The sequence below is a fragment of the Acetobacterium sp. K1/6 genome, assembly GCF_034438075.1.
In the GTDB taxonomy this organism is placed as follows: domain Bacteria; phylum Bacillota; class Clostridia; order Eubacteriales; family Eubacteriaceae; genus Acetobacterium; species Acetobacterium carbinolicum.
In genome coordinates, this window is sequence record NZ_JAXQGA010000001.1 from 256114 (window position 1) to 267832 (window position 11719).

Below are 11719 nucleotides of genomic sequence, written 5' to 3' on the forward strand. Positions count from 1 at the left end.
TGGACGTATTAAGCGCCCAAGTTGCTTTTTAATTTATTTAATTAATATTTATCCGCTTCATCCAGGAGTATATCAATCTGTGATGAGCTTACCGGCTTTGCTGCCGATTTTACCGCCGTTTCCATGCTGCTTAAGCTCTTTCCTTTGAGACGGAAGGCACCCACCATCTGTTTTAGGATTTCAGCCTGACCGGAAAGTTCCTCACTGGCAGCGGCGCTTTCTTCGGCAGTGGCGGAATTGGTTTGCACCACCTGTGAAACCTGTTCAATCCCTTGATTGATCTGCGCAATTTCTGAAGCCTGATCATTGGATGCCTGAGCAATATCCCCAACCAGACCGGTCACCTTTTCGATCTGATTAAGAATTTCCTTTAAGCTGTCTGCTGTCTGGTCGGCAATTTTTGAGCCCGCTTCGGTTTTCGAAATCGAGCCCTCAATCAATGTTGTTGTTTCTTTGGCGGCCTCGGCGCTTCGCGCTGCCAGGGTTCGCACTTCTTCGGCCACGACGGCAAAGCCCTTGCCATGCTGTCCAGCTCGGGCCGCTTCTACTGCGGCATTAAGGGCCAGAATATTGGTCTGGAAGGCAATGTCATCAATGACCTTGATAATTTTGGAAATATTGCTGGACGCCTCATTGATATCAATCATGGCAGTGACCATCTCGGCCATTTGGACGTTACCTACCTCGGCATTGGTTTTAACCTCAGTTGCCAATTCATTGGCATTATTGGCATTTTGAGCATTCTGCTTGGTTTCTCTGGCTACTTCTTCAATGGATGCAGTTAACTCCTGGATGGAGCTGGCCTGTTCGGTTGTTCCTTGAGATAATGCCTGGCCGCCGTCTGAAATCTGGATCGCACCGGCTTCCACCTGAGTGGCTGCTTCATTGATATCCGCCATGGTGGTACTGAGCTTGTTTGTGATCTCGTTGAGTGCCGTTTTAATGGCCTGGAAATCCCCCAGGTATTCTCCAGTAATTTCCAGATCCAGATTACCCTCACCCACTTCTTTTAGAGTGTCGGCAATTTCATCGACATAACGTTTCAAAAAGACTACCGTTTGATTCATATCGTCTTTGATTTGGGTATAATCACCGTTATAATTGCCGACCATACCCGTGTCAAGATTGCCCTGAGCCAATTCTTTGAGTGTGGCCGATGCTTCTTGCACTGGCGCGACTACAGCGTCAAGAGTGGCGTTGACGCCGTCGATAATTTTGGCAAAATCGCCCTGATGCAGACTGGCATCTGCCCGGGTATTCAGTTCTCCTTCAATTCCGGCCCGGGCCAGCATGGTGGCGTCCGCAATCAGTTTATCCACCGAGTCTTTCACGTCTGACAAACTGTTGTGGATTTCGGCAAATTGGGCACTCACTTCAGATGTATATTCATCCGCCGCTCCAATCTGCAGATCAAAGTTCAGATTTCCCTGTGATAGGCAAGTCAGATTATTGGCCAGTCTCGCTACCTCATGACTCGTGTAATTGCTTACCCGAATCATCGGAGTCAGATCTGTTATGATTTCCACAAAACCGACATTTTCACCTTTGGCATTTTTTAGATAGGCCGTATCCTGTTTATTGTTCCGTCCATACCATTCAAAGAAGCTTTCTCCAATGCCGCGATCCACAAGTTGACGGATACCACAGTTCTCGGTTTGACAGATGCTTGCCCCAGCATTGAAGCAATCCATCCCAATTGCGGCTTTCCGATCTTTAATCACTTTACTGTCAATCATCAGATCTTCGAAAGCCTTGTTCATAAATGCCCATTTCATGTCATTATCGGTAACATGCAGAGGGAATGGCACTGAGTCAATAATCGACTCATACCAGACCATCTTATCCACGACAGTATCCAGAGTGGCGTTAACGCCCTGAACGATCTCTTTAAAACCGCCTTCAAAAGCCGTTTCATCACCTCGGGTCGCCCATTGACCGGCCAGGGCTGCATGAGACAGCATGGTCGATTCACCAATCAATGCTCGGATAGTTTCCACGGTCTGTTTCAACACCGGGGTGATTTCGTCTTGGGGATCTACAACGACTAAGTCTGTTGAGACATCACCATTGGAAATCTTCCTCATTAGACTGATAATGGTATTCTGAAGATTATCAGCCATCTGATTAAGTGACTGGGTCAATTCTCCAACCTCGTCTTTAGAAACAATCGCCAGACGATCACTCAGATGTCCGGCATTGATTTCTTTGATCATCAGATTGGCTGCCATCACCGGTTTCGCAATACGTCGGGAAATAATGTAAGAGACGACAGCTCCGACAACCAGAATGACCAAAGCAAACATGATAATTGTGTTACGCAATTGCACAATCGGTGCCAGCATAGCTGTTTTGGATTCGGTAATAACCAAGGTCCAATCTGTTTCCTGAATTGGTGCCACAAAGGCCAGTTTAGTATCGCCATCATATTCATACTCAAAATCAGCAACTTCATTTGAATCGAGTGCTTTGAACATGGCGGCAAATCCCTGGGGTCCATCTTTTTCCATATTGTCAAACACGTTGGACTGATCCAGAACAAGCTGTTCACTGGGGTGGGCCATTATTGTCCCGTTGGCACTAATCACATAGCCGTATTTAATTTTCCCGTCACCGAGCGTATTGGTGATGGCGTTTAAAAAAGTAGGATCCCGCCGTCCTAAAAGGACTCCCACAACCTGATTGTCCTTTTTAATGGGTGCCACTTCAAAAACTGCGGGCTGTTTGGTCACTTGACTGATGGAAACATCTGACACGTAAGGCTTTCCCTTGAGCGCCTCCTGATACCAGATCTCATTTAGCACATCAAACTCACCACCGCCGACAATATATTTGCCATGACCATTCGTCTCTATCACAGCCATATCCTGATACCCCAATCGTTCTACATCACCAGTAATAGAAGCCACCTGGATCCCAAAATCCATGCTGGCGGTGCGTTCCCGAACAGCAATTTCGTTCAGAGTTTCCAAATTGCCTGTGATAACAGCACCAATATGTCTGGCCGATTCTTCTCCATATTCCAGCGCATCTGCTTCAGTTGCCTGATCAATAATCGCTGCGCCAGTATTGACCACTAAAATCCCCATAGTAATAATAGCTGCCGCCAAGGTTAACACTGTTAACAGGATGAGCTTTGTGGTTAAGCGCATTTTTATAACAATGTGCTCATTCTGATTGTTCACTGAATCATTTCTTTGTACTTTCATTTCTTATCTTCCTTTCAGTTTTCTCAAATAAAAATGCTCTAAATTTGGGTGTCAAAAGTAATTTTGGCCAAACTTAACGTTCATATCTTGAACAAAAATGCATATGATGATAGCAACACTTAATACCTTGACTTACCCATCTGACTGTTTATAGATTCTAGGCTTCTCTAAAAATGCTTCATTGTAACTCTGATGCGTTGAAATTTGACTAATGAATACTTCTGCCATATATGGATCAAACTGGGTGGCTGAACAACGGGCTATTTCTTCAATTGCGAGAAGCGGCGGAATACATTTGTGATAAGAACGAGTACAAGTCATGGCATCGAATGCATCAACAATGGAAATCAATCGGGCTGAATAATGGATTTTCGACCCTTTTATCCCTTTTGGATAACCACTTCCATCCCATCGTTCATGATGCTGCTCTGCGATTGGAATAAAACGTGCAAACTGCTTTGAAAAAGACAGTAATTTCCCACCGGAAAGTGCATGTGCTTGAATCGTCTTCCATTCTTGAGGACTTAAACGATCCTTTTTGTAAAGAACAAGCTCATCGATTATTAATTTCCCAACATCGTGTACAAAACCACCGATTTCAATATCCTTAATCGCCTCTTGCGTACAAGCCAACGCTTTTGCCAATTCACGGGCATGTATGCTAACACGTTTGGCATGTTTTAATTCGCGGTATAATTTTCGGTCTGTCAGTTTAATTTCTGGTAACCTTAGTCTGTTAAAATCAAGCTCCATACAAATTGGGATTAATTGATCAAGAATGCTCATTGCTGCCTTAAAATTACTCGTATTTAAACAATCGCTAAGATGAATAATTTTCTTGACTAATTTTTGATGATCATCAAATTCATTTCTTCCTGAATGTTCGCAATTCATATCTTCTCCACAGCAAGACAGTTCGATACATTAGAGTGTTAAACGCAGCATACTTCTTGCTTTTCCCTCATACAATTATTTTTTCTCAATAAACATTACCCAATGTGCATCATATTACAATTATAATGCTACTTTACGTAGCAAGTCAATGGTATTTTGCATAATTATGCTACGTTATGATGCACGCATTGTTTGCAACTTAACGAACCGATATAATGGCATCAGAGAGGTGAAAAAATGATTGGCACAAGACTAAAGAAACTAAGAAAAGATAAAAATTTAACTCAAGCTGAATTGTCGCTTCGATTGTCAATTTCAAGATCGTCACTTTCACTATATGAAATTAATAAGCGCGAGCCAGACTGTGAAACGATCAACAAAATCGCTGATTTTTTTGAAGTCTCTTTAGACTATCTTTACGGAAGATCAAGTGATTCTTTTAATTCGAAAAAAAGGTTTATGAACATCTCAGCTTCTCTGACAGAAAAAGAAAAGAAATTGCTTGAGATCTTTAACAAAATAAAAGATGAAACATTGCAAGATAAAATCATCACAAAACTTGAAGGCTATGTCGATGGTTTGATTGACATGAATGATGGCGAAGAAACGGGATAGGTAGACTCTATCTATTGCCAAAAATTAAATAATTTGCCAACTTGATCGCTCCGTTTATGAACGATGATTTAATCATTTTAAATCTTTTGCTTTTATTGATAAGAGGAAAGAATATGAAGGGGGTGAAAAGTAACGTGCATAAACTGCACGACAAAAAAAGCAGCTGTTTTGAATTTATCTGGTCGCTTGCGAATGGGTGTCAAGATAGTTCAGAATGGCTGCATAAAAATGGTTAAAGTCCGCTTTAAACGTGATAAGATCCTGTTGTAAGATGGCATTCATTCCCGATTTAAATAGCTCTGCTTCCATTTTGCAAACCTGCTGATAAAGATTAGTCGCATCGATATTGCCCAAGACGCCCCTATTGGTATGTAGCTTTTGTTTGAGAAGCGCTTCATTTCGTGTTTCCAGGGCCGTTTCCATCTCATCAGCCATACCCGAATGGATTTCGGCAAACACCGTCAGCAAGGTTAAAATCAGATCCTGGTTATCCCCCAATCGGTTTGTGAGCATTTCCCAGTCGATTTCTAAAATCTTAGTTGCTTCAGCTCTGATTGCGTCAGATTTTTCTTCCTTCGTCACTGGTGGCTCACTCGCTTCTATTGCGGCATCTGACACCCCATCTTTTGATTTCGGTTTGACATATTTCAAAATGACATGACACAATGCCTGGGGATCAATGGGTTTTGAAATATGGTCGTTCATGCCGCTTTTTAGACATTCATCGCGTTCGGAAGACATGGTTCTGGCGGTCATAGCCAAAATGGGAATGTTCGCATTAAGAACCCTGATTTTACGGGTTGCCTCGAACCCATCCATCACTGGCATCTGAATATCCATTAGGATGAGATCGTAGTAATCCTTGTAATTGGCATTTATAATCCGATTTAAGGCTACTTCCCCATTTTCTACAGAGTCCACCAGAGCGCCTTCCTGTTTCAGAAATTCTTCGGCAATCTGACGATTCACAGGATTATCTTCTGCTACTAGAATCTTAAGCCCCGCAAGACATACCGATTTTTTTTTGTCCCGATTCGATGAGGTTTCGCTTCCACTAACTTGTTGTACCGATTTCGTCAGCCAGATCGTAAAACTAAAGGTGCTACCAACCCCTAGATCACTTTCTGCCCAAAGCTTACCACCCATCATTTCAATCAGATTACGGCTGATGCTTAAACCCAAGCCAGTACCACCGTAGTGACGGGTGGTGGAATTATCATTTTGGGTGAAGGGCTCAAACAATTGCTCCAGATTTTTCTGAGCAATCCCAATCCCCGTATCGCGGACTGAAAACTTAAGTTGCTGCATATTTCCCCGGTGTTCTTCTTGACTGATTGCTACTTCAATCTCTCCAGAGCTGGTAAACTTCACAGCATTTCCCACTAAATTAGTGAGCACTTGGCCTAATCGCAGTGGGTCGCCTCGAAACCACTGTGGTAAATGTGGCGGCAAATTAATTAAGAGCTCAATCTTCCTTTCGGATATTTTTTCAGTAAATAACAAGATGGTATCATTAATTACCTTTTTTAGATTAAAATCAATGATTTCCATTTCCAACTTGCCGGATTCAATTTTAGAAAAATCCAAAATATCGTTAATAATCCCCAATAACGAGGTGGCCGCACTATGAATTTTGTTGATATAATCTTCCTGCTTAACATCAAGATCAGTCTGTTTGACCAGGTGGGACATCCCTAAAATCGCGTTCATCGGGGTTCTGATTTCGTGACTCATGTTGGCCAGAAATAGCGATTTTGCCTCAGTGGCGGCATTGGCATTTTTAAGTGCTACTTTGAGTTCTCTTTCTTTTTCTTTGATCTCAGAGATATCCGTAAAAACGCCGAGAAAACCACCCACCGAGCCGTCTGCCAGATAATAGACGTTGAGACTGAATAACGACACCTCTCGTCCACCGCTACTTAAAACTGACGACTGGCGCACAGAAGGCTTTCTGGTTGACAGTGCTTCTTCCTTCATTTTACAGTACTCCCGATAATCAGCTTTAGACATATGGGGAAATTCTGAAAAATCTCGGTTTAAATAGTCTTCGACTTCTGGGCCATAGTGGCGGGAAAGCTTGTTGTTGACTCCCAGCAGCTGATCATCCCGGGATACATAGAATATACCACCGGGCATAGCATCTAGTAATTGGTTTGTAAAATAATGCTGGTCTTTCAATTTTTTATTACTGGCTATTTCCTTTTCTAGTACAATTTTGGTCATCTCAATCTGTCGGGTGTATAAGCAGCTGACCATATAGAAGGCAATCGCTAAAAAATAGATTAAAATATCAATATCAAAACCAATAATATACCAGGCAAATAGCGGATATACCAGAAAGTAGAGACCATTCTTCCAGGTAGCCGTTTTCTTTTTTTCTTTTCTGGCGGTCAATTGGGTGACCGAATTATGATCAAAATAAACGCCCCCAATGGCAATCATAAGCACACCTGTCTGATAGGCCAGTTCGATTAAATCACCCTGATAAATCATATTGGAATAGATGGCACTGATTAAATCTGTCCAACTAACAATGGCAAAACCAATCAGGCTTATTTTATGACCAATGGTAATGGCCCGTTCTTTAAAATAAAGCCAGTTTAAAAGCAAAAATCCCTGAACAAAAAGGCTGAGTCCTAAATAAAAAAAAGAGAAAATCGTCGCCAGATCTCCAGAAATCATCAGCGACCAAGGTAGACCAGGCTCGGGTTTAAAAAATACCAACCAGAAGCTAATTCCCATACAGACAACGACCGTCATTAAATCGGCGATGACCTGAAATTGGCTGGTTTTCTTTGTCACAAAACCATAAAGTCCGGCAATGGTGGCTAGAATCAAAATACGACTGATGGCAAAAAATACGACTTCAAGGCTAAACAAAGCGATTTGTTGATAGTTTCCCATGAAAACAGCCATTTCCCCCATCATGGCAAAAACATCAGCTAAGAACCAGGCTAAAAAACCATAAGAAACAATTTTTTTCACTGATTGGTTAACTTCAATCAGCGGTGCAAAAAAACGCATCGATAACCAGGCAAAAAGGGCCGCCCCAGGCTTTAGCAGTATCACCAGAGCATGGTTCCCCAGCGGAAAGGTCAGCAGATAGACCACGGCATAAATGATGATCAGACTGATAAATATTTTTTTATATTTTTCTTGCATCTTTCTTCCCCCTATTCTGCAATGATCGCTACTTTTTCTTTTATTATATCATCATAATTCACTATGTGATAGTATGAAATGACCTTTCAAGCAGACGACAGCATTTTCTTTTCGCAATTTCCGCTATAAATAAAAAGACTGCAAAAGATTATCCTTTGCAGTCCTTAGTAAAATCACATAATCGCGTGTCAGGTGAGTTTAATAATTCTTATCAGCATAGCCAACCCAGCCGCCTTCTTTAACCAGGGTTTTGTCAAATTCGCCAACCTTGAAATCAATGGTTTCGGATTTGCCATCAGCTTGAATGACAATCTGGTTACTATCTACATCGACTGCCATGGTCACTTCTTTGCCGGCATAGTTTAAAAACAAATTGTCGATGGTTTCCTTGGGCAGTTCAATAGCGAACATCCCGCAGTTGTACATATTCTGCCTAAATATTCGGGCAAAGCTTTCGGCAATCACCACGTTGATGCCATTGACTTCCAGGGCCCAGGGTGCATGTTCGCGCGACGAACCACAACCAAAGTTTTCGCGGGTCACAATCACTGCCTTATCCTGGGTGTCAGCCCGGGCAAAGCCTGGCAGCACCAGATCCTCTAACAGATTCGGTTTTAGAGCCTCTTTGGTAATTTCAGTCAGGTATTTAGCCGGGATAATCTCATCGGTGTTAATATCGCTGCGATCTAAAAATAATACGTTTCCTTTAAATGTCTTCATGTCGTTCCCCCTTTCTAAGCCTTGAATAATAAAGAATTTACAATCGTTCCGGCAAGAGCTGCCGCCGCCGCGGATGCTGGGCTCATCAAATGAACCATCCCGCCCTTACCCATTCGGCCATTAAAATTACGGTTGGTGGTGGAAGCACAGACTTCACCTTCAGCCAGCACCCCGTTGCTCATGCCCAGACAAGCACCACAGGTGGGATTGGTAACACAGAAACCGGCATCCTGGAAAATTTCGATGATGCCTTCTTTTAATGCCATCGAATAAATAGCTGGAGTAGCCGGACTGACAATGGCACGGACGTTATCGCTGATTTTTTTGCCTCTTAGAACCTCAGCAGCGATGCGCAGATCTTCAATCCGGCCATTGGTGCAACTGCCGATGTAGATCTGATCGACTTTGGTGCCGGACACCTCGGCCACAGTACGGACTTGATCCGGCTTGAAACCAACGGTAACCATCGGTTGCAGTTCCGAAACATTGTATTCCAGCACCCGTTCGTACTCGGCATCAACATCGGAAACCCATTTGGAATAATCAGCCAGGGCGTCTGCTTTGGTGGCAAATTCGTCCTGAATGAAATCCCAGAGATAATCGACTGTCGTCATATCCGGATAGCAGATCCCGCAGGTGCCACCAGCTTCGATGGCCATATTGCAAAGGGTCATTCGTGATTCCATCGACATCGCATCTACCACTGGACCAGTAAATTCAATGACCATATTAGTAGCGCCGTTAACAGTCAGTTCTTTGATGATAAAAAGGATCAGATCCTTGGCGTAAACGCCGGGTTTTAATGTACCCGTGAGGACAATTTTAATGGTTTTAGGAAAATGGAAGGCACAGACTCCTTTTAAGATCCCAACTTCCAGATCAGTCGTACCAATCCCAGCAGCAAAGGCCCCAAAGGCTCCATGGGTACAGGTATGGGAGTCTCCCATGATGATCGTATAACCTGGCCGGACAAATCCCTTTTCCGGGAAGATCGCATGACAAACGCCATTTTTGCCGATATCGAAAAAGTCTTTAATCTCATGTCGTCTGGCCCAGTCCCTAAGGATCTTTCCCTGTGCCGCGGTTTTTGAATCTTTGGCTGGGGTTACATGATCAATGACGGCCTTGATCTTGGTGGGGTCAAAAACCCGCTCCATCCCTCGAGCCATGAGATCGGTGATGGCAATTGGAGTAGTGATTTCGTGACAGAAAACCCGGTCCAGTTTTAATACATGTGTATCTGGAAACGGCTCATCTACCCGATGTGCATCAAATATTTTTTCTGCTATTGTCTTACCCATTTTAATCTCCTTCTTATGAAAGCTTTCTTAATTTCAATATGAATACTATCTATTATGACACAAAGCTGTAAATAGATCAATAAACCTGAAAAAAATCAATCTTGATCGTTGAGAAATTCGAATTAAAATGAAATCTTTTTTAATTTATCGCTTGACTCTAACCTAAGGTCATAGCTTATGATAGAATCAGGTAAGGCAAAGCCAAACCAAAAACATTCAGCAAGGAGACGAAAATGAAAATGACGGTTAAGGAAGTGGCAACGCTTACCGGAGTCAGTGTGCGCACCCTTCACTACTACCATCGTGAGGGAATTCTGATTCCCAGTGAGATCACACAAAATAAGTATCGATACTACGACGCAACCAATTTATCGCAGCTCCAGAATATCCTGTTCTTACGGGAGCTGGATTTTTCAATTCAGGAAATCAAAGGAATTCTGGCCAATCCCGATTATGATGAAATGGATGCTTTTAAAAAACAGCGCCACTTACTGATGCTTAAACGACGCCGTCTGGACAAACTGATTGCCTTGCTGGAGCAAAAATTAGAAGGAGCAAAAAACATGAATTTTAAACCATTTGATATGACCGAAATTGACGCGAACAAGAAGCAATATGAAACCGAGGTTAAACAGCGTTGGGGCAAAACTGGCGCCTACAGCCAAAGTCAGAAAAGAACCAAAAACTATACCCCTGAAAACTGGGAAGCAATCCACAACGAAGCAGAAGCCATTTATGCCGGTTTTGTCGCAAATATGGACAGGAAATCCTCAGACCCGGCGGTTCAGGATCTGGTCGCCCAGTGGCAGGCCCACATCTCCCGGCACTACTACGACTGTACTAAAGAAATTCTATCCGGACTGGGGCTGATGTACATTCATGACGACCGGTTCAAGAAAAACATTGACACCCATGCTGAGGGCTTGGCCCAGTTTATGAGCGATGCCATTGGAATTTACACTGATTAATAGGGATTAGACCCCTAATATAATGTTTTTACACTTATTTTATAGAACTATTTTGGGATTTTTCAACAATTTTTCCCGAGATGGTTCTTTTTATTTTTGCCAACTTCATTCCAATAATCGCTCCAGCCAATTATTTTTGCATTCTCAATGCTACTTATCCTCAAAATTTAACAACCACCACGAAATCTTCATAAAATCGTAAGCATCTGTTAACATAAAATTCACATTCATCTGTTATTATTAATTTATTCAATCGATTCCCTATCAATGAGAGACGATTGACCCCAATATAAATAATTAGTCCTTTAGTCAGTCACCTGAACTTTGCCGGAAATGAAAATCTAAAATAATAGCCAAACCGATTTGGCGGATTTAAAAAATAAAGGAGACTACAAATGAATCAGTTAATTTCAAACAACTTATTTTCTCTATCTGAACTTGAAAAAAAAGTGATTAATCTTAATCACTCACAGATTAAGCAACTCTTTGAACAACCGCAAAAAACCTGCATGAAATTCTTAAAAAGCCTCTGGACAGAAGTCGATATTGAAAGTCACTGTAAACTGACAACTATTGATTTTGATACGGTCAAACGAACCGAGGATATTTTGATTCCCGAAACCAATGACGCTCAATGTCATGAATGCCTCAAGGCCAGTAAACATAAACTCTCTGCATTTGAGCAACTATCTCTTTTTAACTACAACCTAGCCATGAATGACTTTGGCGATGGTAAAATTAAAGAATCATTTTCCAGTTACGACCACTATTTATAGCTTTTTCTTAGATCACTATTTAAAGCCTTCTCTTTCTTGTTGCATTAAGTAGAAGTATCAACAATTCACTCAATATT

Annotated in this window: 8 protein-coding genes; 3 read left to right on the plus strand and 5 right to left on the minus strand. The window is 42.2% G+C overall.

What is annotated here, in order from left to right; translation table 11 throughout:
* Window positions 1-41: 41 nt before the first annotated feature.
* Together U2P91_RS01190 and U2P91_RS01195 are read right to left on the minus strand one after the other, a co-directional pair.
* A complete protein-coding gene (locus U2P91_RS01190) occupies window positions 42-3206 on the minus strand; it encodes a methyl-accepting chemotaxis protein (protein ID WP_322518822.1) in 3165 nt (1054 codons plus the stop codon).
* Between the two features lie 132 nt (window positions 3207-3338).
* Window positions 3339-4100 (minus strand): HD-GYP domain-containing protein, encoded by a 762-nt coding sequence (locus U2P91_RS01195; RefSeq protein WP_322518823.1) that lies wholly within the window; start codon window positions 4098-4100, stop codon window positions 3339-3341.
* Window positions 4101-4337: 237 nt separating this feature from the next.
* On the opposite strand from U2P91_RS01195, the gene U2P91_RS01200 reads away from it, so the two are divergent.
* Window positions 4338-4715: a helix-turn-helix transcriptional regulator gene (locus U2P91_RS01200; protein ID WP_322518824.1), complete on the plus strand. Its 378-nt coding sequence runs from the start codon at window positions 4338-4340 to the stop codon at window positions 4713-4715.
* A 174-nt stretch (window positions 4716-4889) separates the two neighbouring features.
* Here U2P91_RS01200 and U2P91_RS01205 read toward each other — a convergent pair whose 3' ends face one another.
* The 3 genes from U2P91_RS01205 to U2P91_RS01215 all read right to left on the minus strand — a co-directional run bounded on the left by U2P91_RS01205 (window position 4890) and on the right by U2P91_RS01215 (window position 9898).
* Window positions 4890-7877, minus strand: a complete 2988-nt coding sequence (locus tag U2P91_RS01205; protein WP_322518825.1) for an ATP-binding protein — start codon at window positions 7875-7877, stop codon at window positions 4890-4892.
* 198 nt (window positions 7878-8075) lie between these two features.
* A complete protein-coding gene (locus U2P91_RS01210; RefSeq protein ID WP_111887351.1) occupies window positions 8076-8597 on the minus strand; it encodes a 3-isopropylmalate dehydratase small subunit in 522 nt (173 codons plus the stop codon).
* A gap of 14 nt (window positions 8598-8611) precedes the next feature.
* Window positions 8612-9898, minus strand: coding sequence for a 3-isopropylmalate dehydratase large subunit (locus tag U2P91_RS01215; RefSeq protein ID WP_322518826.1), 1287 nt, complete (start codon window positions 9896-9898; stop codon window positions 8612-8614).
* 233 nt (window positions 9899-10131) lie between these two features.
* On the opposite strand from U2P91_RS01215, the gene U2P91_RS01220 reads away from it, so the two are divergent.
* On the plus strand, window positions 10132-10866 hold the full coding sequence (locus U2P91_RS01220) for a MerR family transcriptional regulator (protein ID WP_322518827.1): 735 nt from the start codon (window positions 10132-10134) through the stop codon (window positions 10864-10866).
* A gap of 395 nt (window positions 10867-11261) precedes the next feature.
* The gene (locus U2P91_RS01225) at window positions 11262-11642 is read left to right on the plus strand and encodes a hypothetical protein (protein ID WP_322518828.1); all 381 of its coding nucleotides are present in this window, start codon (window positions 11262-11264) and stop codon (window positions 11640-11642) included.
* Window positions 11643-11719: the final 77 nt, after the last annotated feature.

What these genes read in the sequence shown, in the direction of transcription:
- U2P91_RS01190 (WP_322518822.1), bottom strand. Translation starts at nt 3,206, where the DNA reads ATGAAAGTACAAAGAAATGATTCAGTGAACAATCAGAATGAGCACATT.
- U2P91_RS01195 (WP_322518823.1), bottom strand. Translation starts at nt 4,100, where the DNA reads ATGAATTGCGAACATTCAGGAAGAAATGAATTTGATGATCATCAAAAA.
- U2P91_RS01200 (WP_322518824.1), top strand. Translation starts at nt 4,338, where the DNA reads ATGATTGGCACAAGACTAAAGAAACTAAGAAAAGATAAAAATTTAACT.
- U2P91_RS01205 (WP_322518825.1), bottom strand. Translation starts at nt 7,877, where the DNA reads ATGCAAGAAAAATATAAAAAAATATTTATCAGTCTGATCATCATTTAT.
- U2P91_RS01210 (WP_111887351.1), bottom strand. Translation starts at nt 8,597, where the DNA reads ATGAAGACATTTAAAGGAAACGTATTATTTTTAGATCGCAGCGATATT.
- U2P91_RS01215 (WP_322518826.1), bottom strand. Translation starts at nt 9,898, where the DNA reads ATGGGTAAGACAATAGCAGAAAAAATATTTGATGCACATCGGGTAGAT.
- U2P91_RS01220 (WP_322518827.1), top strand. Translation starts at nt 10,132, where the DNA reads ATGAAAATGACGGTTAAGGAAGTGGCAACGCTTACCGGAGTCAGTGTG.
- U2P91_RS01225 (WP_322518828.1), top strand. Translation starts at nt 11,262, where the DNA reads ATGAATCAGTTAATTTCAAACAACTTATTTTCTCTATCTGAACTTGAA.